Source organism: Pseudoalteromonas sp. KG3, assembly GCF_030436385.1.
GTDB lineage: Bacteria > Pseudomonadota > Gammaproteobacteria > Enterobacterales > Alteromonadaceae > Pseudoalteromonas > Pseudoalteromonas prydzensis.
The window spans coordinates 3,794,855-3,817,642 of the sequence record NZ_CP098523.1 but is presented as its reverse complement, the minus strand read 5'-3'; the positions used below and the strand labels follow the sequence as shown (position 1 = coordinate 3,817,642).

At 41.8% G+C, this 22,788-nt stretch carries 24 protein-coding genes, 12 tRNA genes and 1 pseudogene; 28 read left to right on the top strand and 9 right to left on the bottom strand.

All coding sequences use genetic code 11. The features are described 5' to 3' along the window. Positions 1–68: 68 nt before the first annotated feature. The 16 genes from lolB to NDQ71_RS17890 all read left to right on the top strand — a co-directional run bounded on the left by lolB (position 69) and on the right by NDQ71_RS17890 (position 6,864). Positions 69–656 carry a lipoprotein insertase outer membrane protein LolB gene (gene lolB / locus NDQ71_RS17965; protein ID WP_192542237.1) on the top strand — a complete coding sequence of 196 codons (588 nt, stop codon included), beginning with the start codon at positions 69–71 and terminating at the stop codon, positions 654–656. Between the two features lies 1 nt (position 657). Further along, the gene (gene ispE / locus NDQ71_RS17960) at positions 658–1,539 is read left to right on the top strand and encodes a 4-(cytidine 5'-diphospho)-2-C-methyl-D-erythritol kinase (RefSeq protein ID WP_225736673.1); all 882 of its coding nucleotides are present in this window, start codon (positions 658–660) and stop codon (positions 1,537–1,539) included. A 76-nt stretch (positions 1,540–1,615) separates the two neighbouring features. Then, on the top strand, positions 1,616–2,563 hold the full coding sequence (locus tag NDQ71_RS17955) for a ribose-phosphate pyrophosphokinase (protein WP_064668075.1): 948 nt from the start codon (positions 1,616–1,618) through the stop codon (positions 2,561–2,563). Positions 2,564–2,724: 161 nt separating this feature from the next. Continuing rightward, the gene (locus tag NDQ71_RS17950) at positions 2,725–3,330 is read left to right on the top strand and encodes a 50S ribosomal protein L25/general stress protein Ctc (protein ID WP_064668076.1); all 606 of its coding nucleotides are present in this window, start codon (positions 2,725–2,727) and stop codon (positions 3,328–3,330) included. Positions 3,331–3,347: 17 nt separating this feature from the next. Next, a complete protein-coding gene (pth, locus tag NDQ71_RS17945) occupies positions 3,348–3,932 on the top strand; it encodes an aminoacyl-tRNA hydrolase (RefSeq protein ID WP_192542238.1) in 585 nt (194 codons plus the stop codon). A gap of 34 nt (positions 3,933–3,966) precedes the next feature. Then, the gene (ychF, locus tag NDQ71_RS17940) at positions 3,967–5,058 is read left to right on the top strand and encodes a redox-regulated ATPase YchF (RefSeq protein ID WP_064668078.1); all 1,092 of its coding nucleotides are present in this window, start codon (positions 3,967–3,969) and stop codon (positions 5,056–5,058) included. A 266-nt stretch (positions 5,059–5,324) separates the two neighbouring features. After that, positions 5,325–5,401: transfer RNA gene (locus tag NDQ71_RS17935), tRNA-Met, on the top strand. A gap of 229 nt (positions 5,402–5,630) precedes the next feature. Further along, positions 5,631–5,715: transfer RNA gene (locus NDQ71_RS17930), tRNA-Leu, on the top strand. A gap of 39 nt (positions 5,716–5,754) precedes the next feature. Then, positions 5,755–5,829: transfer RNA gene (locus NDQ71_RS17925), tRNA-Gln, on the top strand. Positions 5,830–5,834: 5 nt separating this feature from the next. After that, positions 5,835–5,911: transfer RNA gene (locus NDQ71_RS17920), tRNA-Met, on the top strand. 169 nt (positions 5,912–6,080) lie between these two features. Then, positions 6,081–6,165: transfer RNA gene (locus NDQ71_RS17915), tRNA-Leu, on the top strand. Between the two features lie 39 nt (positions 6,166–6,204). Next, positions 6,205–6,279 (top strand) — tRNA-Gln (locus NDQ71_RS17910). A 66-nt stretch (positions 6,280–6,345) separates the two neighbouring features. Beyond that, positions 6,346–6,430: transfer RNA gene (locus tag NDQ71_RS17905), tRNA-Leu, on the top strand. A 40-nt stretch (positions 6,431–6,470) separates the two neighbouring features. After that, a tRNA-Gln gene (locus NDQ71_RS17900) sits at positions 6,471–6,545 on the top strand. A gap of 120 nt (positions 6,546–6,665) precedes the next feature. After that, a tRNA-Leu gene (locus tag NDQ71_RS17895) sits at positions 6,666–6,750 on the top strand. A 39-nt stretch (positions 6,751–6,789) separates the two neighbouring features. After that, a tRNA-Gln gene (locus tag NDQ71_RS17890) sits at positions 6,790–6,864 on the top strand. Positions 6,865–6,951: 87 nt separating this feature from the next. Here the strand turns inward: NDQ71_RS17890 and NDQ71_RS17885 are convergent. Then, entirely contained in the window at positions 6,952–8,199 is a 1,248-nt protein-coding gene (locus NDQ71_RS17885; RefSeq protein ID WP_347177785.1) for an FAD-dependent oxidoreductase, read from the bottom strand. Between the two features lie 176 nt (positions 8,200–8,375). Here NDQ71_RS17885 and miaB point away from each other — a divergent pair, with 176 nt between their 5' ends. From miaB to lnt, 5 genes are read left to right on the top strand one after another with little or no spacing between them, the layout of a single operon-like run. Further along, the gene (miaB, locus tag NDQ71_RS17880; protein WP_192542965.1) at positions 8,376–9,821 is read left to right on the top strand and encodes a tRNA (N6-isopentenyl adenosine(37)-C2)-methylthiotransferase MiaB; all 1,446 of its coding nucleotides are present in this window, start codon (positions 8,376–8,378) and stop codon (positions 9,819–9,821) included. A gap of 51 nt (positions 9,822–9,872) precedes the next feature. Then, positions 9,873–10,934 (top strand): PhoH family protein, encoded by a 1,062-nt coding sequence (locus NDQ71_RS17875; protein ID WP_192542966.1) that lies wholly within the window; start codon positions 9,873–9,875, stop codon positions 10,932–10,934. Positions 10,935–10,938: 4 nt separating this feature from the next. After that, the gene (ybeY, locus tag NDQ71_RS17870; protein WP_064668080.1) at positions 10,939–11,397 is read left to right on the top strand and encodes an rRNA maturation RNase YbeY; all 459 of its coding nucleotides are present in this window, start codon (positions 10,939–10,941) and stop codon (positions 11,395–11,397) included. Positions 11,398–11,419: 22 nt separating this feature from the next. Further along, positions 11,420–12,301 (top strand): CNNM family magnesium/cobalt transport protein CorC, encoded by an 882-nt coding sequence (gene corC / locus NDQ71_RS17865; protein ID WP_064668081.1) that lies wholly within the window; start codon positions 11,420–11,422, stop codon positions 12,299–12,301. Then, the gene (gene lnt, locus NDQ71_RS17860; protein ID WP_192542967.1) at positions 12,282–13,847 is read left to right on the top strand and encodes an apolipoprotein N-acyltransferase; all 1,566 of its coding nucleotides are present in this window, start codon (positions 12,282–12,284) and stop codon (positions 13,845–13,847) included. Before corC ends, lnt begins: the two co-directional genes overlap by 20 nt. A 67-nt stretch (positions 13,848–13,914) precedes the next feature. Here lnt and NDQ71_RS17855 read toward each other — a convergent pair whose 3' ends face one another. The 4 genes and pseudogenes from NDQ71_RS17855 to NDQ71_RS17840 all read right to left on the bottom strand — a co-directional run bounded on the left by NDQ71_RS17855 (position 13,915) and on the right by NDQ71_RS17840 (position 14,982). After that, on the bottom strand, positions 13,915–14,049 hold the full coding sequence (locus NDQ71_RS17855) for a hypothetical protein (protein ID WP_263973453.1): 135 nt from the start codon (positions 14,047–14,049) through the stop codon (positions 13,915–13,917). A gap of 94 nt (positions 14,050–14,143) precedes the next feature. Beyond that, positions 14,144–14,384 (bottom strand): annotated as a pseudogene (locus tag NDQ71_RS17850) (type II toxin-antitoxin system RelE/ParE family toxin). Beyond that, entirely contained in the window at positions 14,374–14,625 is a 252-nt protein-coding gene (locus NDQ71_RS17845; protein WP_064668083.1) for a type II toxin-antitoxin system Phd/YefM family antitoxin, read from the bottom strand. Before NDQ71_RS17845 ends, NDQ71_RS17850 begins: the two are co-directional and overlap by 11 nt. A 132-nt stretch (positions 14,626–14,757) precedes the next feature. After that, entirely contained in the window at positions 14,758–14,982 is a 225-nt protein-coding gene (locus NDQ71_RS17840) for a DUF6429 family protein (protein ID WP_064668084.1), read from the bottom strand. A gap of 244 nt (positions 14,983–15,226) precedes the next feature. On the opposite strand from NDQ71_RS17840, the gene NDQ71_RS17835 reads away from it, so the two are divergent. Next, entirely contained in the window at positions 15,227–15,466 is a 240-nt protein-coding gene (locus NDQ71_RS17835) for an RNA recognition motif containing protein (RefSeq protein WP_064668085.1), read from the top strand. Positions 15,467–15,754: 288 nt separating this feature from the next. Then, positions 15,755–17,380 carry a M28 family metallopeptidase gene (locus NDQ71_RS17830; RefSeq protein WP_192542968.1) on the top strand — a complete coding sequence of 542 codons (1,626 nt, stop codon included), beginning with the start codon at positions 15,755–15,757 and terminating at the stop codon, positions 17,378–17,380. Between the two features lie 48 nt (positions 17,381–17,428). Here the strand turns inward: NDQ71_RS17830 and NDQ71_RS17825 are convergent, their stop codons facing one another. The 3 genes from NDQ71_RS17825 to NDQ71_RS17815 form a co-directional block, all read right to left on the bottom strand. Beyond that, on the bottom strand, positions 17,429–18,373 hold the full coding sequence (locus NDQ71_RS17825) for a general glycosylation pathway protein (RefSeq protein ID WP_192542969.1): 945 nt from the start codon (positions 18,371–18,373) through the stop codon (positions 17,429–17,431). A 220-nt stretch (positions 18,374–18,593) separates the two neighbouring features. Beyond that, positions 18,594–18,896, bottom strand: a complete 303-nt coding sequence (locus NDQ71_RS17820) for a DUF6172 family protein (RefSeq protein ID WP_064668088.1) — start codon at positions 18,894–18,896, stop codon at positions 18,594–18,596. 159 nt (positions 18,897–19,055) lie between these two features. Continuing rightward, positions 19,056–19,577 carry a VC2046/SO_2500 family protein gene (locus tag NDQ71_RS17815; protein ID WP_301561958.1) on the bottom strand — a complete coding sequence of 174 codons (522 nt, stop codon included), beginning with the start codon at positions 19,575–19,577 and terminating at the stop codon, positions 19,056–19,058. 112 nt (positions 19,578–19,689) lie between these two features. Between NDQ71_RS17815 and NDQ71_RS17810 the strand changes: the two genes are divergently transcribed. Further along, positions 19,690–19,774 (top strand) — tRNA-Tyr (locus NDQ71_RS17810). 48 nt (positions 19,775–19,822) lie between these two features. After that, a tRNA-Tyr gene (locus NDQ71_RS17805) sits at positions 19,823–19,907 on the top strand. Positions 19,908–19,952: 45 nt separating this feature from the next. Here NDQ71_RS17805 and NDQ71_RS17800 read toward each other — a convergent pair. Then, positions 19,953–20,654: a M48 family metallopeptidase gene (locus NDQ71_RS17800; protein WP_225736671.1), complete on the bottom strand. Its 702-nt coding sequence runs from the start codon at positions 20,652–20,654 to the stop codon at positions 19,953–19,955. Between the two features lie 115 nt (positions 20,655–20,769). On the opposite strand from NDQ71_RS17800, the gene NDQ71_RS17795 reads away from it, so the two are divergent. Genes NDQ71_RS17795 through NDQ71_RS17785 form a run of 3 tightly spaced genes read left to right on the top strand, consistent with a single transcriptional unit; the run spans position 20,770 to position 22,778 of the window. Next, positions 20,770–20,952, top strand: a complete 183-nt coding sequence (locus NDQ71_RS17795; protein ID WP_192542221.1) for a hypothetical protein — start codon at positions 20,770–20,772, stop codon at positions 20,950–20,952. Between the two features lie 17 nt (positions 20,953–20,969). Next, complete coding sequence (locus NDQ71_RS17790) at positions 20,970–21,785, top strand: potassium channel family protein (protein WP_192542219.1); 816 nt, start codon at positions 20,970–20,972, stop codon at positions 21,783–21,785. Positions 21,786–21,788: 3 nt separating this feature from the next. Then, positions 21,789–22,778: a two-component system response regulator gene (locus tag NDQ71_RS17785; RefSeq protein ID WP_192542216.1), complete on the top strand. Its 990-nt coding sequence runs from the start codon at positions 21,789–21,791 to the stop codon at positions 22,776–22,778. Positions 22,779–22,788: the final 10 nt, after the last annotated feature.

Below are 22,788 nucleotides of genomic sequence, written 5' to 3'. Positions count from 1 at the left end.
CTAAGCCGTGCTCGAAAGACGATAATTTTACCAAAAATCAGCGGAATATGGAAAGTAAGGAACGACATTTGATTCGACTATATTTGATTTTACTCATATTTTTTTTATTTTTAAGTGGCTGCGCGCAGCAAATTAGGCCACAAACTGCCCTTTATGATGACTGGAAGTCGCAATTATCACAACAAAGTGTCTGGCAAGTAGAAGGCAAATTAGCTTTTATTAGTCCTGACGAACGCCAATCAGCTAATTTAAACTGGCAACAAAAGGATGAATTAAACCAACTCATTCTAACTAGTTTTATCGGTACCCGAGTTTTGGCATTAACGCAAAATAGTCACGGTGCAGAACTTGAATACGATGATGACGTTTATCATGATATAAATGCATCACGTTTACTTGCCCGACTCACTGGTTTTACTATCCCCATGGACAGTGCCGATGACTGGTTAAAAGGCACGGTCGACGATGCAAGTCTGCAAGTCGATGAACTAGGTCGAGCTAAAAGTGTAATATGGCAAGCCGCAGATGGAGCTAAATGGCAAATAAACTACGCTGACTACCAGCAATATGCAGGGTTTTGGCTGCCTAAAAAACTGACATTAAAACACCGCGATATTAAAATAAAAATTCAACTCTATGAGTGGCACTTTGACTAACATGACTAATCACACTATGACTTCTTTTTCGTTATTAGCTCCAGCAAAACTAAATTTATTTTTACATATAAATGGTCGTCGTGAAGATGGCTATCATGAACTCGAAACCTTATTTACATTTTTAAATTACGGCGATCAACTCACTTTTACTTTAACTGAAACGACTGCGATTGAAGTCACTGGCGACACCTTTGCTATTCCACTTAAAGATAATTTGATCTATAAAGCGGCTGTTTTATTACAAAAGCACTGTAATTCAGTTTTTGGTGCAAAAATAAATTTAACTAAAATATTGCCCATGGGAGGCGGTGTTGGCGGTGGCTCTTCCGATGCCGCAAGTACACTTTTAGCACTGAATAAATTATGGCGCTGTCAATTATCCTTACAAGAATTAGCACAACTTGGTGTGCAACTTGGTGCTGATGTGCCTGTATTCATTAACGGCAAAAGCGCCCTAGCGCAAGGCATTGGCGAGAAGTTGGTCGATGTTGAGCTGCCGCAAAAGTGGTATTGTGTCGTGCATCCAAGTGAACATGTCAGCACTGCAAAAATTTTTACTCACCCCGATTTAAAACGCGATACACCGAAGCTAAATGGCAACTGGCAACAGCACACATTAGGCAACGATTGTGAGCCTTTAGTTAAAAAGCTCTGCCCTGAGGTTGAAAAGACCCTCCAGTGGTTGCTAAAATACGCTCCGTCTAAGATGACTGGCACAGGTTCATGTTGTTTTGTTGAATTTGCCACGCAAAAAGAAGCGCAACATGTTCTTGAAAATCTCCCCGATAGCTGGGACGGTTTTATTGCCAGCAGCGTTAATATCTCTCCTGCCCATACGCAGTTGAACGCTATTCATTTAAGCAATGAAGTAACGTACAAGTAAATAAAGTTTAAGTTAATAAGCTATACTTTATGTATCGCTTATTAGTCCAGAAATTCAGTGCCTGAGGAACCCTACCGTGCCTGACATGAAGCTCTTCGCTGGTAACGCAACACCTGAGTTAGCTCAAAAAGTTGCAAAACGTTTATATATTGAAGTTGGCGATGCTGTTGTTGGCCGTTTTAGCGACGGTGAGATCAGTGTTCAAATTAATGAAAATGTTCGTGGCTCGGACGTTTTTATTGTGCAATCAACCTGTGCCCCTACTAACGATAACTTAATGGAGCTAATCGTTATGGTTGATGCCTTACGTCGTGCATCTGCAGGTCGTATAACAGCCGTCATTCCTTACTTTGGTTATGCACGTCAAGACCGCCGAGTGCGTTCTGCCCGTGTACCAATCACAGCTAAAGTCGTTGCAGATTTCCTCTCAAGTGTTGGTGTTGACCGTGTTCTTACGGTTGATTTACACGCTGAGCAAATCCAAGGCTTCTTTGATGTACCAGTTGATAACGTATTCGGTAGCCCTGTGCTACTTGAAGATATGAAAGAGCGTCAGTTTGATGATGTTGTTGTTGTATCACCAGATATCGGCGGTGTAGTACGTGCCCGTGCTATTGCTAAATTATTAAACGATACCGATCTTGCCATCATTGATAAACGTCGCCCACAAGCGAATGTTTCTCAAGTAATGCATATTATTGGTGATGTTGAAGGCCGTGACTGTATCATCGTTGATGATATGATCGACACTGGCGGTACTTTATGTAAAGCAGCTGAAGCACTTAAAGAACATGGCGCTAAGCGTGTATTTGCATACGCAACTCACCCTGTACTTTCTGGTAAAGCGGTAGAAAACATTCGTAACTCAGTAATTGATGAAGTGATTGTCACTGACTCAATTCCACTGTCTGCTGAATTAAAAGCAATTGATAAAATTAAAGTGTTAACACTTGCAGACATGCTAGCGGAAACAATTCGCCGTATTAGCAACGAAGAATCTATTTCAGCGATGTTTGAACACTAAAACTATTTAGTTACAAACCCCCTGATTGAATTAAAGCGCCTCTGTGGCGCTTTTTTTATATGTCGTGTTTCTTTTGTACAGTGGGAGTGGTATGATAGCGCGCCTTTTGGCTAGGGACCTTGGTCGCAAAGGCCCTACACTATTTATTTATTGGAGACATCATGTCTAACGAAACTTATACATTCAATGCAGAATTACGCACAGCAACAGGTACAGGTGCGAGCCGCCGCCTACGTCGTGAAGATAAAATCCCTGCGATCCTTTACGGTGCTGACAAAGAAGCTGCATCACTTACTTTTGAACACAAAGATATGATCAAAGCACAAGAAAGTGAAGGTTTTTACACTCACATTCTTACTCTTAATATCGCTGGTGAAAAAGTTGAAGCTATCCTTAAAGATATCCAACGTCACCCGTTCAAGCCTAAAATCACTCACCTTGATTTCCAACGTGTAGATGCTGCTCACAAACTTCACACTAAAGTGCCAGTTCACTTCATCGGTGAAGACGTAGTAACTAAAGCTGGTAACACTGTTGTTCACCAATTAACAGAAATCGAAATCACGTGTCTTCCTAAGTCACTTCCTGAATTCGTTGAAGTTAACGTATCTGGCCTAGTTGCTGGTGATTCAATCCACATCTCTGACGTTAAACTTCCTGCAGGTGTTTCTTCTGTTGATTTAGCGAAAGGTGCTGATCACGACCAGTCTATCGTAACTATCAAAGCTAACAAAGCTGCGCCAGTTGAAGACGAAGCTGCAGAATAATTTTTAAGGTTTGCACCTTGAATTCTATTCAAATGCTTGTGGGCCTGGCTAATCCAGGCCCCGAATACGCAAACACACGCCACAATGCAGGTGCTTGGTTCATCGAGCAACTCGCTGCACGCTACAACTGTACGCTAAAACACGATCCTAAGTATCATGGCCTTACTGGTAAAGTGATCATCCAAGGTCAAGAATTCAAATTACTGATCCCGACAACTTATATGAATTTAAGTGGTAAAGCGGTCGGTAGTTTAGCCAACTTTTTCAAAATCCCTGTTGAGAGCATTTTAGTTGCCCATGACGAAATGGATTTAGAACCCGGTGTTGCCAAATTAAAAAAAGGTGGCGGACACGGTGGCCATAATGGTTTAAAAGACATTATCGTAAAAATGGCAAATCAAAAAGATTTCATGCGCTTACGTATTGGAATAGGTCATCCAGGACATCGTGAAATGGTCACCGGATGGGTGCTTGGAAAAGCAGCCAAGGAAGACCAAGAAAAAATGGATGCCGCAGTAGATGAAGCAGTTCGTTGTATGGAAATACTTGCAAAAGACGGTGTGTTAAAAGCACAAAACAGACTACATTCGTTTAAGCCATAATCGGTTAAGCGGAATTAAACAAGGTATCTTAACTATGGGTTTCAAATGTGGCATCGTCGGTTTGCCTAATGTTGGTAAATCAACACTTTTCAATGCATTAACCAAAGCGGGTATCGAAGCCGCTAACTTTCCTTTTTGTACCATTGAACCAAATACGGGTGTGGTACCGGTGCCAGATCCTCGTCTAGACGAGCTTGCAAAAATTGTTAATCCACAACGCATCCTAACGACTAGTATGGAATTTGTAGATATTGCAGGTCTAGTAAAAGGTGCATCAAAAGGTGAAGGTCTAGGTAATCAATTCTTAGCTAACATCCGTGAAACAGATGCAATTGGTCACGTAGTTCGCTGTTTTGAAGATGAAAACGTAATTCACGTAGCGGGCACAATTGACCCAGCTGATGATATCGACGTGATCAACACTGAATTAGTACTTGCGGATATGGACAGCGCCGACAAAGCAATTTTCCGTAACGCGAAAAAAGCCAAAGGTGGCGATAAAGACGCCAAAGAACAAAACGCTGTTCTTGAAAAAGTAAAAGTACACCTTGATGAAGGTTTAACTTTACGCTCTTTAGCACTGACAAAAGAAGAGAAGGCAGCGATTGCGCCTATCAACTTCTTAACCATCAAACCAACAATGTATATTGCTAACGTTGCTGAAGATGGATTTGAGAATAACCCACATCTGGATCGCGTACGTGCAATTGCCGCTGCTGAAGATGCGGTTGTTGTGCCAGTATGTGCTGCGATAGAGTCAGAGCTTTCTGAACTGGATGAAGAAGACAAACTTGAGTTTATGGCCGATCTTGGCCTAGAAGAACCAGGTTTGAACCTTGTGATCCGTGGTGGTTATGAATTACTGCATTTACAAACCTACTTTACTGCGGGCGTAAAAGAAGTACGTGCATGGACAATTCCTGTCGGTGCAACAGCGCCACAAGCTGCTGGTAAAATTCATACTGACTTTGAACGTGGCTTTATTCGTGCGCAAACTATCGCTTTTGATGACTACATCGCTTTTAAAGGCGAAAGTGGCGCAAAAGAAGCAGGTAAGATGCGTCAAGAAGGTAAAGAATACATAGTTAAAGATGGCGATGTAATGAACTTCTTGTTCAACGTTTAACAACATGCCACTATGACTTATCACATTTAGTGATTTTTAAAGGCTCGTTTTTACGAGCCTTTTTTATTTTTGCACTACTATTAAAGAAATAAGTCACTACAAAGCTGTTAAAAAAACACCATTTTTATTAAAATTTAGCCTGTTAGCCTATTTTTCCCGCAAACAAACCACGATACGTGTTTTTTTGCAAAAAAGGTGTTGACGGATTTGGGTCATATCAGCATAATACGCCCCGCACTCAGCGATGAAGTGCTAACAAAAAAGATGGCTAAGTAGCTCAGCTGGTTAGAGCACATCACTCATAATGATGGGGTCACAGGTTCAAATCCCGTCTTAGCCACCATTTATTTTTTGTTGCTCAATGAAGAGTTTAAAATAACTACCTCAGTTTTGATTTATCAAAATTTGAAATGCGGGAGTGGCGGAATTGACAGTTGTCTTGAATTTGACGCTGGATTTAGGTTCCAAAACATTAATACCTGTATGCTCGATGCGGGAGTGGCGGAATTGGCAGTTGTCTTGAGTTAGACGCTGGATTTAGGTTCCAAAACATTAATACCTGCATGCTCGATGCGGGAGTGGCGGAATTGGTAGACGCGCTGGATTTAGGTTCCAGTAACTTCGGTTGTGAGAGTTCAAGTCTCTCCTTCCGCACCATGTTCTCGATAAGAACTAAAATTATCAATTGTTTATTGTTGGGATATCGCCAAGCGGTAAGGCACCAGGTTTTGATCCTGGCATTCCCAGGTTCAAATCCTGGTATCCCAGCCAACAATGGCTAAGTAGCTCAGCTGGTTAGAGCACATCACTCATAATGATGGGGTCACAGGTTCAAATCCCGTCTTAGCCACCACTTCTTTTGAAGTGGCTCTGTAGGAGTTTAAACTGCACTCAATGAAGAGTTTAAAATAACTACCTAGTGTTTAATTACACAAAGTATGCGGGAGTGGCGGAATTGACAGTTGTCTTGAATTAGGCGCTGGATTTAGGTTCCAAAACATTAATACCTGTATATGCTCGATGCGGGAGTGGCGGAATTGGTAGACGCGCTGGATTTAGGTTCCAGTATCTTAGGATGTGAGAGTTCAAGTCTCTCCTTCCGCACCATGTTCTGATAAGAACTAAAATTATCAACTGATTCTTTGTTGGGATATCGCCAAGCGGTAAGGCACCAGGTTTTGATCCTGGCATTCCCAGGTTCAAATCCTGGTATCCCAGCCAACTTCTTCTAGCAAAGAATGTTGCTAAAGAATAGCTCTGTTAAGAGTAAAAATATAAAAATTATATGCGGGAGTGGCGGAATTGGTAGACGCGCTGGATTTAGGTTCCAGTAACTTCGGTTGTGAGAGTTCAAGTCTCTCCTTCCGCACCATGTTCTTGATAAGAACTCAAACTATCAACTGATTCTTTGTTGGGATATCGCCAAGCGGTAAGGCACCAGGTTTTGATCCTGGCATTCCCAGGTTCAAATCCTGGTATCCCAGCCAACTTCTTCTACCAAAGAATGTTGCTAAGAATTAAGAACTGCGGGAGTGGTGGAATTGGCAGTTGTCTTGAATTAGACGCTGGATTTAGGTTCCAAAACGATTAACTGCATTCTAAGAACTGCGGGAGTGGCGGAATTGGTAGACGCGCTGGATTTAGGTTCCAGTAACTTCGGTTGTGAGAGTTCAAGTCTCTCCTTCCGCACCATGTTCTTAATTAGAACTAAAACTCATCCAAATTTAGAGTTGGGATATCGCCAAGCGGTAAGGCACCAGGTTTTGATCCTGGCATTCCCAGGTTCAAATCCTGGTATCCCAGCCAACTTCCAGAAATCTTTAATCTTTAATCTTTAATCTTTAATCAAATAGTATTTGAGTGAGCTTTCACCCACTCCAGTTATTTGTATAACTAACCAAGTTCACCACTAATCGCGTACTTTAAAACCCAGTTTTTTACCGGTCCGGACGTATTCGCCATCTTTAAAAAACGACTGCGCGCCCACTGTAATGGTGTTACATGATTAGAAAAGCCAAAATAACACGTATCCATCATACTCATCATTAATAGGTTAGCTTTACGGCGAGTGTTTTCATATTGCTTAAGGTGCTGTGCAGCACCGATATCGTCAACATTACTGAGCTTATCAGCAAGAGCTACAACATCTTGAAAACCTAGATTAACGCCCTGCCCTGCGAGCGGGTTAATAGTATGCGCGGCATCGCCTACAAGCACTATTCGCCCTTGTGAGTAACGGTTTGCATGCTGGCGTGCCAAAGGGAAAACGGCGTGCTCTATAACCTCAAAATCCCCCGCTAGTGGCGGGAAGTTATCCAATACTTGCTGTTTTAACTCTAGAGGGGTTAACTTTTTTAAGCTTTGTAATTTGCTGCCATCGTCATACCAAATTAAATTAGCGTATGGTGCCTGCATAGGTAAAAATGCAACGGGGCCGGTGGGCTTAAATTGTTGCCACGTTTTTACTTGTTGTGGAGCATCGAGTTTAATAAGCACGCCCATACAATGCTGACCATACTGCCAACCGGTAACACCAATACCGGCTTTTTGGCGTAACATTGATTGTCCACCATCAGCTGCAACGACTAAGTCAGCACAAAACTGTTGTTCTGCGTAATGTAATGTTACTTGTTGATCATCTTGTTTTATTGCGGATAACGGTTGGCTGATCTCAACCACCTCAATATCATACGCTGCAAACTGCTGCCAGAGACTTGCTTGAATTAAGTTATTCTCGATTAAATGACCTAAATGAGTGGTGTTTATATCATGGCAATCAAATAGTAGATTGTCGCCTGCGCGTTCGAATGCTTCGAGCTGCTGGTAAGGCGCATGACGATGTGCGCGCAAAGTAGCCATGGCACCGAGTTCGTCTAATAAATTTTCTGAAAAGCGATTAATTGCCGATACGCGAATATCAACCTTGTCATTAGCAAGAACATCAGCGGCGTTAATTACACGCTGTTCAATCACCCTTACTTGGCATCCTTGTTTTGCAAGCTTCACTGCGGTAGCTGCACCGACCATTCCACCGCCGACAACAATAACCTTATTTTTCATCATTTTTACGTCACTAATCTGGCTATTTTCAGTGCGTTTGATTGTATCGTACTTCTGTTTATTAGTGCGAGTGAGTTTCATCTTAATCCGCTAGAAAAGACGCTTTGTTTGACTTCAATTCACAAACATAAAAACTATACTTGGATCTAAGCGGGTATCCAGCTAAAATACGCGTCCTTTAAGTAAGCGAACGTGCCACTTATCCTGTTTAGCGCACAATCGTGCCACTACCGAATTGAAAACGAGGCTATATTTCAATGAGTAAAAAGCTGCATATTAAAACCTGGGGTTGTCAGATGAATGAATACGACTCTCAGAAAATGGCTGATCTTCTCGATGCAACCAACGGCTACCAGTTAACTGATGAAGCTGGGGATGCAGATGTAATCCTACTCAATACCTGTTCAATTCGCGAAAAAGCGCAGGAAAAAGTTTTCCACCAACTAGGTCGTTGGAAGCTACTTAAAGATGATAAACCCGATCTAATCATTGGTGTTGGTGGTTGTGTAGCCTCACAAGAAGGTGATTCAATTCGCCAACGCGCACCTTTTGTAGACGTAATTTTTGGCCCGCAAACTCTGCACCGCTTACCTGAGATGATCAAACAAGTGCAAGGTAACAAAGGCAGCTCTGTGGTTGATATTTCTTTCCCTGAGATTGAAAAGTTTGACCGTTTACCAGAGCCAAAAGCCGATGGCCCGTCTGCATTCGTTTCAATCATGGAAGGCTGCTCTAAGTACTGTACATTCTGCGTAGTCCCTTATACCCGAGGTGAAGAAGTAAGCCGCCCGCTTGATGATGTATTATTAGAGATTGCCCAGTTAGCTGAGCAAGGTGTCCGCGAAGTAAACTTATTAGGTCAAAACGTAAATGCTTATCGTGGCGAAACCCATGATGGTGAAATTTGTTACTTCTCAGACTTAATTCGTTATGTAGCGGCTATTGATGGTATCGACCGTATACGTTATACCACCTCGCACCCGGTAGAATTTACACCAGACATCATTGACGCATACGCTGATGTGCCTGAACTTGTCGATCATTTACATTTACCAGTACAAAGTGGTTCGGACCGTATTCTTAACTTAATGAAACGTGGCCATACTGCGATTGAGTACAAGTCAACAATTCGTAAGTTACGTAAAATTCGTCCTAATTTAAGTATGTCATCAGACTTTATCATCGGCTTCCCTGGTGAAAGTACCGCTGACTTTGAAGCCACCATGAACCTTATCAATGATATTGGTTTTGATATGAGCTTTAGCTTTATCTACAGCGCACGCCCTGGTACACCCGCAGCTGATTTGCCTGATGATGTGAGCGAGCAAGAAAAGAAAGAGCGTTTATACCTGTTACAAAATCGTATTACCCAAATGGCGCAACAGATCAGTCGCCAAATGTTTGATACAGAGCAACGTATTTTAGTTGAAGGGCCATCGAAGAAGAATCCGATGGAATTACGCGGTCGTACTGAAAACAACCGCGTAGTTAATTTTATTGGCCCGCACACTGTGATCGGTCAGTTTGTTGATGTACGTATCACTGAAGCACTGCCAAACTCTTTACGTGGTGACTTAATTCGTACAGAATCAGAAATGAACTTACGCCGCGAAGTTGCTCCTGCTGATATTTTAAGTAAAGCAGCAAAGCCAGAGCCGCAAGCAACACCAAATGAATTAGGTGTTACGACTTTCGTTCCGTAGGCGAAATTTACTGTGCCAGCCTTGGCTGGCACATCAAAACAGGAAGCAATTTTGAGTAATCAATTAAAGAAATTAGAGATTTATTTAGAACCCTCCGACAACAAACGTCTTTCCTCTTTATGTGGTCCGTTTGACGAAAATATCAAACACATTGAACGCCGTTTAGGTGTTGAAATTACTCATCGCGATAACTACTTTAAAATCACCGGAAAAACCACCAGCGCATTTGCCGCGATGGAAATTCTCAAAGACTTATATGTCGAAACGCAGCCGGTCCGTGGTGTTATTACCGAAATTGAAGCAAATACCGTTCATTTAGCAATCAGTGAATCATCAGCATTAGAACAAGATGAACTGAACGAGTATGGCAAAGAAGTGATGATCAAAACCCGTCGTGGGGTTATCAAGCCACGCAACGATAACCAAGGTCATTATGTCTCGAATATCTTTCGCCACGACATCACCTTTGGAATTGGTCCTGCTGGCACAGGTAAAACTTATCTAGCTGTTGCCGCCGCTGTTGACGCTTTAGAACGCCAAGAAATCCGTCGTATTCTATTGACCCGACCTGCGGTTGAAGCCGGCGAAAAGCTTGGTTTTTTACCCGGCGATTTAAGTCAAAAAATCGACCCATATTTGCGCCCATTATACGATGCATTGTTTGAAATGCTCGGCTTTGAAAAAGTGGAAAAATTAATGGAGCAAAATGTTATTGAAGTTGCGCCACTGGCCTTTATGCGTGGTCGTACACTTAACGACGCCTTTATTATTTTAGATGAAAGCCAAAATACCACAGTTGAACAAATGAAAATGTTCTTAACCCGGATTGGCTTTAATTCAAAAGCAGTGATCACCGGTGATATAACGCAAGTTGATTTACCTCGTGGTGCGCGCTCAGGGCTTCGTCACGCTATTGAAGTGCTTAGTGAGGTAGACGAAATAAGCTTTAACTTTTTCCAATCACAAGACGTGGTACGCCACCCTGTGGTAGCTCGTATTGTTGAAGCGTATGAGCGCAACGACGAAGCTGAGCGACAAAAACGCGCCGAAAAACAGCGCGCTAAAGACTTGCTCGCAAATCAAGAGCAAGCACAACCTGCTACTAAAGAGTAATACCGTGAACACTGAATTAGATTTACAAATAGCCTGTGAGTTTGACAACTTACCTAGCCTAGAACAATTTGCGTTGTGGGCTAACAAAGCGCTGAGTCAATATCGTGATGAATCAGAGTTGAGTATCGTGATTGCTGACGAAGAGCAAAGCCAACAACTTAATAATGACTACCGTGGTAAAAATAAACCAACGAATGTGTTGTCGTTTGAATTTGAAGCGCCAGCAGGAATAGAGCTGCCTTTGGTTGGCGATTTAGTGATATGCCCGGCCATTGTATTAGCTGAGTCAATAGAGCAAGAAAAGTCATTTCATGACCACTTTGCCCATATGGTGATCCACGGATGCTTGCATTTACTTGGATTTGACCATATAAAGGATGAAGATGCGAAAGAGATGGAAAGCATTGAAAAGCAATTGCTTGCCGAATTAGGCATAGCAGACCCATATCGGGACGATATTTAAATTTACGGAGCAAATAGACGCAATGAGCGACGATAACTCGCAGACTAGCCAGGGTTCTTCTGGCAAGACCTGGTTGGGTAGAATTACCCAAATGTTGCAAGGGGAACCCCAGAATAGAGAAGAGCTGGCTGAAGTAATTGCCGATGCGCAAGTTCGGGATGTTATAGATCCTGAAACCAAAGAGATGATCGAAGGTGTGCTCGGTGTGTCAGAATTAAAAGTGCGAGATATTATGATCCCGCGCTCACAAATGATCACACTCGAAGTTGACGCACCGTTGGAAGAAGTCATTCCAATGATGGTCGATTCTACGCATTCACGGTTTCCAGTGGTATGTGAAGATAAAGACCACATAGAAGGCATTCTACTAGCAAAAGATCTACTACCACTGATTCTGAACAAAGATGAGCTACTGCCATCATTACGTGATTACTTACGTCCAGCGGTTGTTGTACCAGAAAGTAAGCGTGTGGATACGCTGCTTAATGAGTTTCGCCAACAACGCTATCATATGGCGCTAGTTATTGACGAATACGGTGGCGTATCTGGTTTAGTAACAATAGAAGATATTCTTGAGCTCATCGTTGGTGAAATTGAAGATGAACACGACGAAGAAGATCAACTAGATATTCGTCAACTTGCAAAACACGTGTTTATTGTACAAGCACTGACACCGGTTGATGATTTTAACGAATATTTTAAAACCGGCTACAGCACGCAAGACGCTGATACCATCGGCGGTACCGTGCTTCATGCCTTTGGGCACATGCCAGGTCGTGGTGAGCTTATTGAGATTGATGGCTTTCAATTTAAGGTAACCAATGCTGATAATCGTCGATTATTGCAATTACAAGTTACCGTGCCAAAGGCTGATGATAACGACAGTGAAGACAATACTGACTAACTGCCTGCATTTAGCTAAAGATAAAAAAGCATGGCTCGCACTGGTTGCGGGCCTTCTTTTAACTTTAAGCTATGCTCCTTTTGAGGTTTGGCCCCTCACTTTTGCCTGCTTAGCGCTGGCAATCTACACAACTCACACGACTGAACCTGAATTACAGTACGGTAAAAAAGCGAGTAAGCGCGCCGCTAAATACGGCTTCATTTTTGGCCTTGGCTGGTTTGGCGCTGGGATCAGCTGGGTGCATGTATCCATTGCCACCTTCGGCGGCATGCCGTTAATCGCTTCAGTACTACTGATGGTGTTGTTATGCGCTTATCTAGCCATTTACCCTACTTTAGCCTTTATGTTTGCCACACGCTTTGCCAGTGGCCCTAATAGCTATGGTTTATTATTACTTTGTGGCTTTGCTGTTACTGAGTATTTACGTGGCGTGGTAATGACAGGCTTCCCTTGGCTAAGCTTTGGTTATACTCAAACCGATAGCCCGCTTAACCTACTCGCCCCCGTGATTGGTGAATTTGGCTTAACCCTTATTTGTATCGCTATTGGCTTTGCGCTCTACCGCCTGCTGTTTACAAGGAACTTTAAAGCCACAGTAGCCACGATGCTGAGCATCGCTTTACTATTGGCTATTACACACTATACGCGTAATAACAGCTACAGTGATAAAACCATTAGCACCTTACTGGTACAAGGCAATATCAAACAGCATCTGCGTTTTGACCCGAGTGAATTTTGGACCACAATGAGTAAGTACCAAGACATGACTCGCCCGCATTGGGATGCAGACTTAATCGTTTGGCCAGAAGCCGCAGTTCCTGAAATAGAAGCCCTTGCAGATAGTTATTTAGCAGGCTTAGATAGCGCCGCCTCATTTAACAACACCGCCCTCATTACTGGTATTGTTGACTATCAACGCGACACTAAAGCAATTTTCAACACCTTGATTGTACTTGGTAATAAAGAGCGCGACGACGAACATGGCCATTATCAATACCTAGGTAAAAATCGTTACCAAAAGCACCAATTACTGCCGATTGGTGAATTTGTGCCGTTTGAAGATATATTGCGCCCTATCGCTCCGTTATTTGATTTACCTATGTCATCGTTTTCTCGAGGCGACCAAGTTCAAAATAACTTACGTGCTAATGGCTTAAATATCTTACCGGCCATTTGCTACGAAATTGCGTTTGCTGATTTAGTACGTGGTAATTATCGCCATAATTCAGATATTTTATTTACCGTCAGTAACGATGCCTGGTTTGGTGCTTCCCACGGCCCTCACCAGCATATGCAAATAGCCCGAATGCGCGCCCTTGAATTGCAACGCCCGCTTATTCGTGTGACCAACAACGGCATTAGTGGCGTATACGACCCAATCAGCCAAATTCAAGTTAGCATGCCACAATTTGCAGCCGATACCTTGAAAGTCAACGTCAAACTCATTCAAGGCGACAGCATCTATAGTCAATATGGGAATTTGCCTGTTTGGATTGTAGTGGTGTTAATGGGGGTTGTGGGGATTGCTATAAGTCGTAAGCGGTAAGCGGTAAGCGGTAAGCGAGTTTATTCGTAGCTTGGGTTGAGTGTAACAAAGCCCAACAACTTATTTTTTAGTAACTCTTAAGTCCATAATACCAACTTAATGCAGCAACAGTGTCATGGGTTTCATCTGCAAAATAACGCAGGTTAACTGTTGATTTTTCACTTAGATGGGCTTTGAGCTTAACTGAAAGTCCTGTACCCACTAATAATTTGCAATACCTATTTAGCCAAGCGCATCGCGTTATTTGCAAAGGTAAAATATGAATACACTTTTCATAATCACCCTTACGGTATTTATTAACTGCGTTTCATCAACTTTTTATTCACTGCATCTTTATCTCGTTTGCCGATAGCGAGTACATATACTACAACTTCATCATCAATCACTTCATAGGCAAGCCTGTGGCCTGCTGTGCGCAATTTTATTTTATATAGGCTATCAAAACCTCTTAGTTTCGATGCCGGTACATGAGGATTTTCTAGTCATTCTATGAGTTTCTTTTTGTGATGCAGGTAAAAATTTGAGCTTATAAGTCATCAATATTTACTTCAACTGCGGTTGAAACCTTTTCTCTCCGCCTTGCAACAATCTTTGCTAATTCGTAATCATCAATTTCATCAACCAACCTTTCATACGCTGATGCTGAGACTAAATAAGCGACAAGCTGATTGTCGTTTAAAATAGCAATAGCTAAATCATTCGCATTTTTTATCAGTCCAGCTGGATCTTGTTTTAAATCTGCAATTGTCGCTGAAAAATTTGCATGCGAACTTTTCATAGGTATACCCTTACTATTAAATGCGCGGAGTAAACCCGAGCCTACGCTGATCCACCACTTGTAGCAGCGATTTTACATCGCGACAGCCTGTATATATTAGACTCTAAAGTGTGTTACCCAGATTAACAGCAACTATTTCGTAAACAACTTCTCAAACAATAGCTCGGCTTGTTTTAGGCCTTCTTCCGTCAGTCCAACTGACTTAGCTTTGCCGATGGGGTTGTCGATTAAGCCTTTGTCATGTAATCGATTGGTAATATCCCAATCAATCTGTTTCCAAGCACGGCAATTGTCGTGCAAGGTTAAATACATCAGTGCTAATGCAGCATCGTCTATTTTATCTGTGTCTATTTGCATGTGCTTATCCATAACGTATTAAAAATTTTAATTTTGTCATCATTTAAAATGATAACAGCTATTTATCTGCCCACACCAGTTTTTTACACTCGCGCTTAATTGATTACTGGCCGCACTTAAAAAATAAGTGCGGTGCTCATATCCATCTTTATTACGCTTTATTTCACTGGTTTGTAATTAATCATTAGGTCATAGCAAGATTACTTGAGACAATCACCCTCGTCATTTTTAAATAGAGTTCATAATGAAACTATTAGTCAGAAATTTAGCACGAACCACCAGCGAACACGATATTCGCACATTATTTAGCGCTCACGGTAAAGTTACTAATTGTAATTTAGTATTAGACAAAGAAACGGGCCAATCAAAAGGCTTTGCGTTTGTTGAAATGCCAGATGAGGCGGAAGCAAAAACTGCAATCACCGCATTAAATCAAACCAGTGTTGATAAAAGTAAGATACGCGTAAAATTAGCAGACGCTTAATCGTGCGGTACACTCATGTAAAAACCAGCATTTTAAGCTGGTTTTTTTGTATCTATACCAATCATGTTAAGTTATTAGCCATTTATAGCGACAGATAAATAGAGTGATAACAAGGCATAAATTTCGACATGTAGTTTTCCACTTGAGAAATTTATAACGCAGTTAGCGCTTTATTTAGCACGCTAGAATAGTTAAATATTTAAGCCGATTGGTATTATTCAGCTCTACTCTTGGTTTTTAATAAGTGGTAGGGTATCAGTCTGATAGCAAATAACTAAAAGATTCCAAATGACAACAACACTCTCCAAGGTAATAACTGCAACGGTATTACTCACCTTGTTTGGCTGCTCTGAGCCTGCGCCAGAAAATAACGGCCAACAAACTGATAGCCAACCCGCGGTTGATCTTAAAAACGTCCATCAACTAATTGAAACTTTAGCGTCTGATCAGTTTTTAGGCCGCGGCCCTTTAACTGAAGGTGAAACGTTAACCATTAATTACCTTGCAGATGAATACAAAAAACTAGGGTTAACCGGCGCTTACAAAAGTGAATTTTTACAGCCAGTAACTATGGCAAAGTTGACTCCTGATCAAAACATGACATTAAAAATTGGCGATTTAAGCTTTAATGCAGGAACAGATTTTACCGCCCGCACTCAGCAAATTAATGAAACAATTAATGTCAGCGACTCAGAGGTGGTATTTGTCGGTTATGGGATTAACGCCCCTGAATACCAGTGGAATGATTTTGCAGATATCGATGTAACAGGTAAAACTATCGTCGTGCTTGTCAATGATCCTGGTTTTGCGACCCAAGACGAAAGCCTATTTACCGGTAATGCCATGACCTACTATGGCCGCTGGACTTATAAATACGAAGAAGGCGCGCGCCAAGGTGCAAAAGCCGTATTAATAGTCCATGAAACAGCGCCTGCCGCTTACCCCTGGGGCGTGGTTGAAAGCTCGAATACTGGCAGTAAATATACGCTTATAGATGATGAAAAAAATGCCTCTGATATTCCAGTGATGGGCTGGATCGATGAGCAAGCGGCAAATGACATTTTTGCCCAAGCAGGGCTTGATTATCAAACAGAAAAGGCCAAAGCGCTGAGCCCAGATTTTAAAGCAACACCATTAAACGCTAAAGCCAACCTGACACTTAACTCTGAGATATCACAAGCGCAATCTCATAATGTGGTCGCGCAGCTAACTGGTAGCGAGCAGCCTGACGAATATATTGTGATTGGCGCGCACTGGGATCATTTTGGCACTAAGCAAACGGATGACGGTGTAAAGATATATAACGGTGCAGTTGATAACGCCTCTGGCAGTGCTGCCACCGTAGAGATTGCGCGAATTCTTAGTAAAATACATCAGCAAACCCCATTTAAACGCTCAATCATTTTTGCCAACTTCACCGCAGAAGAAACCGGCTTGATAGGTTCACAGCAATTTGCCACTGGTGACATAGTGCCAACCAAACAAATGGTCGCATTACTCAACATCGATGGGATGAACGTACTAGATGGTGTTGATTACATTCTGCAGTACGGTAAAGGCATGTCAGAAATGGAAAACTACCTTGCTGATGCGGCCAAAGCACAAGGGCGCCATGTTAAAATGGATCCACGTCCGCAGAATGGCCTATTTTTTCGCTCAGACCACTTCTCATTAGCAAAACAAGGTGTGCCAAGTTTATTGTTTATGAGCTTAGGCGATACTGATCCTGACTATATCGCCCACAAATACCATAAAGAAGCGGATGACTATTCCCCACAGTGGTCCCTTGGCGGGGTTAAACAAGATATTGAGCTAATTGTTGATATAGCCACAAAACTGGCGAATAACGGTGATTGGCCGGCATGGCAAACTGATTCAGACTTTAAGAAGAAACGCCAACAAGAACGCCCATAAACACCTCATACAATAATGGCTTGAAGGTTCAAGCCATTATTAAATTACTTAGGTATTTTTCCTATGCCGCTGACTACTCAGCAACAAAGTCTCCGCTTTGGCGCCTAAATACACATAAATCGCCAACGCAATTAATAATCCGACTACTGCCAGCATCATATAAATAGCCGGTAATAAATACTGAGATTGACCAAGCGCTGCTTTAAACATAGTCAGTAAAGCTTCTATAGATACTGCAATCAAAATTGTCGAAATAAACCGCGTTATAGTTCTACGTGTTGAGCTGTGCCTAAAGATGTCTTTATGCATCAAAATTTCTTCTTCAAGAATGGTCTTACCCAAGTCGAAAATAGCCAGCGCTAAAGTAATAAAAATAATGATACTAAAAGGCTCGAGTGGATCTTCGGCTAACGAGGTTTTAAATAACAAACTGTAAATGTCGCCAAACACCCGATAAAGTAAAAATAACACCAAGCAAAATAAGCAGCTAACAATAATGCCATAGCCTACTTTGAAAAATGGCGTCATAGTCGCGCGAGTGCAATCGCCCATGATAAACTCAATTAATTGGGTCAAGCATACATCAATCACTAAGTAAGCTTGCTCACCATGGGAATCATTGAGTGCTTTGACAGCCGATATACATAAATGATTAGTGGCAATCGAAATATATGGCGCAGTAAAACGAGTCTGAGATTGCTTTTGAATATCTTGAAAATAAGGCCGTTCACTTAAATCTTGTGCATCACCACGATTATTTAAGGTTTTCATATATTGGCGTTTAAAACAGACATTATTACCCAGCTGCACACCGTTTCTATCTAAACAGTATTGCAGTTCCAAAAATGGATATTGATTTACTAAATGCCGGTTGTCTTGTTGCTTTTTAATACCATCAGCAAGGCTTGCTAAAATTGAATCAAGTAATTCATGGATCACGGGTTGATATTCTTGGTAACGCTCAACGCTACTGATGTAACTCATTCTGGCCATAATTGAATCTCCTAACTACGTTGTTAGGATCCAAAGCAATTACAGAACCAAGTTTATTTTTAATTAAAAATCAATAAATTAAAGTTATTTACAGAAGATAATTGTTGCTCTCGCACCGAGACAGTGCGTTAATTGGCTACTTTGGATAAGATTTCAAACAATAACTGCAGGCACAAAAAAACGGGCTAAGCAGCCCGTTTTTTCATCAAATCAATTACTTTTACACTTCATCATCAAAGTCTTGCACTTGACGTTGTGCAGGTCGAGCAATGATTTCAACATAGAAAGACTCTAAGCCTTGCTTTTCAATCTCGCTAATTGAATTAGTGATTTCAGCTACATGCACAACTTGCGCATCTTCAGCTGTGTTACCAAATTTACAATCAAATGCCCAGTAATCAGCATCTATTGGCAATGTTTTGTTACGCTCTCTTTTCAAATACTTTTTTACTTCATGCTTTGCAGCATCTACCATGCGAGGGTATTTGATTTTCTCATGATTCAGCGTGAATGTTTTCTTCATTACGTTCCTAATTACCTTGATTTAATGATGATGGCATAAATACCAAATAAATTGGCAACACCATTTGCAGCCATTATAGCAATTGCATTTAGTTTTTGGATGCTTTTTTTACAGTAAAGCAAATAAAGTCGTCTTGCCGATAACTTCAGCAGCCTAACATCATGCTTGTGCTAGGTGCAAGGGTTGATGAAGGTCAGCATTATTCAAACTATCGTAGAATGCAGCGGCATCCATTTGCGGGTGATCTAATTGAGTTTCTTTATTTAAATGGCGCTTACGCACGACCGGTTCACAATTATCGATCACAATAAGTCGGATATGCTTGTCATCATTACGGATCACTAATGGCTCAGGTTTGAGGCATGAACGTAAACGTATATCTGCCATACCCCCTTGCTGTAAACGTTGTGCATTATATTGCCCAATCAATATATCAAACTGCGCAGGCGCGAGTGCTTGTTCAGGACCTGCGCCTAACTGTTCACGTAATTGCGTTTCATTTTGGCTCGCCCCATGAGTATCAAATGGCGTTTTCGGTAAATGAAACTGACTAAAATCGAGCGCATCATGAGAAAGCATGGCTAATAACAATGCAAACTCACCACGGCGTGATTCACTCACACTTTTAGCAAGACGATTGTTTAGTTGACTCTCTGTGATTAACAAATCATCGATTTGCATAGACTTTAGCCGATTAAAGTAGGTAATGGATATTTATCGGCTTTATTTGATATTTCTTTAGCTTTTTTCTTTACTTAAATACTCACTTTGCTATTATCAGCGCCGTTGCATTGGAGGGGTTCCCGAGCGGCCAAAGGGATCAGACTGTAAATCTGACGGCTCAGCCTTCGCTGGTTCGAATCCAGCTCCCTCCACCACTTTTCTATCGCTCAGTTAAGTGGGGCCAAATGTAACAAAATTAGTGTGGAGGGGTTCCCGAGCGGCCAAAGGGATCAGACTGTAAATCTGACGGCTCAGCCTTCGCTGGTTCGAATCCAGCTCCCTCCACCACTTTTCCTTCTAGCTTTACTCTCGCTAACTTTACCCTTGCTAACTTTACTCAACCACCCAAGACAAACTTGCACCCTGCTCCTTTAGCCATTTTGTTGCTTGCTTATACTCAGGATAAAACTCACTGACTCGCTGCCAAAACGCCGTACTATGATTTAAATACTTTAAGTGGGCAAGTTCATGCACAATGACATAATCGATAATAGTCGGTGGTGCGCTGGCAAGTAATAAATTAAAAGTCAGCTCTCGGCGTCGATTACAACTGCCCCAACGACGTTTATAAATATGGATACGAATACTGCTCGGTAACGCCTCAGCCATTTTTATACAATACTCGTTCACTCGCATTTCGATATAACTTTCAAGTTGCTCATGTAGAAACTCTTCAAGTAAGCTTTGATACATAGCTTGCTTATGTTTAACCCGCCCAGACAAGTTTAACTGCAGCGTTGGCTGTGGCTGATTTTTAACTTGACGCCATTCACAGCGTGAGTTAGTTCCATAGAGTAGCGCCATTGGCTGTGCAAAAACGAGAATACTATTATCTTTTAAAGGATATTGACGAGTATCGAGTAACTGACTTTGCTTCTGAATTTGTGCTGTTATCCAGTCACTTTTACTCAATAACCAACCTTCAAGTTCCTGTTTAGCGACCCCTACTGGCGCATAAACAGTGACACTTTGTTGTTGCACTTTGATAGCCACAGTTTTGCGGCGACGACTACGTTTTAATGTATATTCAAACAAACCTAACTCTTGCAACTGGCCAGCAGTTATTAAACAAATTAATAGGTGGCTATATTACCCTGCAAAATAACTGCTAATCTATAACTAAGTAGAATTAAATAAAGCGACGTCAAAGATGCCTGATAAGCCTTGTTGTAGCTATACCTCTCCTGATGGCCACAATTGCCAAGAAACAGACATGGGCTCAGGCTTTTGCTTTGATATGTTATGTGGCTACGGCGAAAAACCTGAAAACGTGATCCGCTTTAGCCTGTCATTAATCATCTGTTGTGCCCTGTGCTATTTTATTTTTGGGTGATGGATGCAGGGCAGCTAATGCAACTAAATACTGCGGCATCATTGAGCGATAATTTATCAGCGCTACTAAATAGCTTTTATTTTAGCGTGGTTACGTTCACAACCTTAGGATATGGTGATAGGATGAATGGCTTTGCAAATAAGCCTGTTGATATTAATCAACTCAATCAAGAAATATCGCAAGTGCTTGGCCTCGGGCTAAAAAAAGCAGTACTAATTGAACAAAGTGATCCCAAAGCAAAACACATTGATTTCAAAAAAGGCAGCCAACTTTGGGGGAGTAAATGTAAGCAGTTAACGCAAATACAACGCTTTGTTGATGAGCAGAAAATACTCTGTGATACCCTTTTTAGCGGCGGAGTTAATGCATTGAGTGATCCACAAAGTAGCCTGCATACGTTAAAAGGGCTAACAGGTAATTTAGGTCTGCCCACCATGATGAAATTATTCTCTGCGCTAGAAAAAGCACCATCAGCGCAACAACAAGCTGAAATTATTGCACAACTGCAGACAGAGCTGAGCAGCGTAAACGTATTACTGCGCGAAAACACCTTAGCCTGTAAACCAGCTACACTTGAAGATAACGAACAAAAAACGCAGCTGATTTCAATAACTGAATTTAAAACGCTATGCGAGCAATTACATCAACATGCTGAAAATGCAGAATTGAATGATGAGCTATTAACAACAATTAAAACGCACGCTCCGCTCAATTATCAAAGCGATATTGACGATATCATTGAGCTTTTTGACCAGTTTGATTTTTATGCTGCTCAAGCCAACTTAGAGTCGTTAATTTCGCTCCTTATCCAAACTGCAAAAGATGGAGGCTAACTGATGGATTTTAACACTGAACGTGCACGTATTTTAGTTGTTGATGATGAGCCCGCAAACCTTAAAGTAATGCGCGAAGTTTTAGGGGATCAATATCGCCTGTCTTTTGCAAAGTCGGGGGATGCCGCGCTTGCACTCGTTGCAAAAGAGCTACCCAAACTCATTCTACTCGATATTATGATGCCGAACATGAGCGGCTTTGAAGTATGCCAGCGTTTAAAAGAAAACCCGCAAACACAACATATTCCGATCATTTTTGTCACCGCCCTTGCCGATGAGAGTGATGAATTTAAAGGCTTTGAAATTGGCGCGGTAGATTACATTACCAAGCCTATCAGCCCAGCAATCGTGCGCGCCCGGGTGAAAACTCACTTATCCTTAGTACAAGCAGAACAATTAAAGCAAGCCCATGTTGACTTGGTTCATCGCTTAGGCTGCGCCGCTGAATACAAAGATACCGATACCGGCGAACATATTGCGCGGATGAGTAAATACAGTAAAATTTTAGCCCTGGCTTACGGTATGGATGAACAACACGCTGAGCTACTCAGACAAGCCGCACCAATGCATGACGTAGGTAAAATTGGTATACCCGATGCAATCCTACTCAAACCAGGTAAATTAACCAGTGAAGAGTTTGAGCATATGAAGGAGCATGCACAAATTGGCGCAAAAATTTTAGCAAATTCATCTTCACCATTATTACAACTGGCTCATGTGCTTGCTATGGAGCACCATGAAAAATGGGATGGCTCGGGTTATCCGAAAGCACTTAAAGGCGAAGAGATTTCGATTGAAGGGCGAATTGTCGCGATTGCGGATGTATTTGATGCGCTCACATCTAAACGCCCTTATAAGCAAGCTTGGAGCGTTGAGGAAGCATTTGCACATATGCGCGAGCAAGCCGGCAAACACTTTGATCCGCAACTGGTAGCTTTATTTGAGGGCCAACTAGATGCAATTTTAGAAGTGTATTCTCTCTATCAAAATTAGCGGTGTAGAG

What these genes read in the sequence shown, in the direction of transcription:
- NDQ71_RS17785 (WP_192542216.1), top strand. Translation starts at nt 21,789, where the DNA reads ATGGATTTTAACACTGAACGTGCACGTATTTTAGTTGTTGATGATGAG.
- ispE (WP_225736673.1), top strand. Translation starts at nt 658, where the DNA reads ATGACTAATCACACTATGACTTCTTTTTCGTTATTAGCTCCAGCAAAA.
- NDQ71_RS17820 (WP_064668088.1), bottom strand. Translation starts at nt 18,896, where the DNA reads ATGAAGAAAACATTCACGCTGAATCATGAGAAAATCAAATACCCTCGC.
- NDQ71_RS17790 (WP_192542219.1), top strand. Translation starts at nt 20,970, where the DNA reads ATGCAACTAAATACTGCGGCATCATTGAGCGATAATTTATCAGCGCTA.
- NDQ71_RS17825 (WP_192542969.1), bottom strand. Translation starts at nt 18,373, where the DNA reads ATGGCCAGAATGAGTTACATCAGTAGCGTTGAGCGTTACCAAGAATAT.
- NDQ71_RS17845 (WP_064668083.1), bottom strand. Translation starts at nt 14,625, where the DNA reads ATGAAAAGTTCGCATGCAAATTTTTCAGCGACAATTGCAGATTTAAAA.
- miaB (WP_192542965.1), top strand. Translation starts at nt 8,376, where the DNA reads ATGAGTAAAAAGCTGCATATTAAAACCTGGGGTTGTCAGATGAATGAA.
- NDQ71_RS17835 (WP_064668085.1), top strand. Translation starts at nt 15,227, where the DNA reads ATGAAACTATTAGTCAGAAATTTAGCACGAACCACCAGCGAACACGAT.
- NDQ71_RS17815 (WP_301561958.1), bottom strand. Translation starts at nt 19,577, where the DNA reads ATGCAAATCGATGATTTGTTAATCACAGAGAGTCAACTAAACAATCGT.
- NDQ71_RS17885 (WP_347177785.1), bottom strand. Translation starts at nt 8,199, where the DNA reads ATGAAACTCACTCGCACTAATAAACAGAAGTACGATACAATCAAACGC.
- ychF (WP_064668078.1), top strand. Translation starts at nt 3,967, where the DNA reads ATGGGTTTCAAATGTGGCATCGTCGGTTTGCCTAATGTTGGTAAATCA.
- NDQ71_RS17950 (WP_064668076.1), top strand. Translation starts at nt 2,725, where the DNA reads ATGTCTAACGAAACTTATACATTCAATGCAGAATTACGCACAGCAACA.
- NDQ71_RS17840 (WP_064668084.1), bottom strand. Translation starts at nt 14,982, where the DNA reads ATGCAAATAGACACAGATAAAATAGACGATGCTGCATTAGCACTGATG.
- corC (WP_064668081.1), top strand. Translation starts at nt 11,420, where the DNA reads ATGAGCGACGATAACTCGCAGACTAGCCAGGGTTCTTCTGGCAAGACC.
- NDQ71_RS17795 (WP_192542221.1), top strand. Translation starts at nt 20,770, where the DNA reads ATGCCTGATAAGCCTTGTTGTAGCTATACCTCTCCTGATGGCCACAAT.
- NDQ71_RS17830 (WP_192542968.1), top strand. Translation starts at nt 15,755, where the DNA reads ATGACAACAACACTCTCCAAGGTAATAACTGCAACGGTATTACTCACC.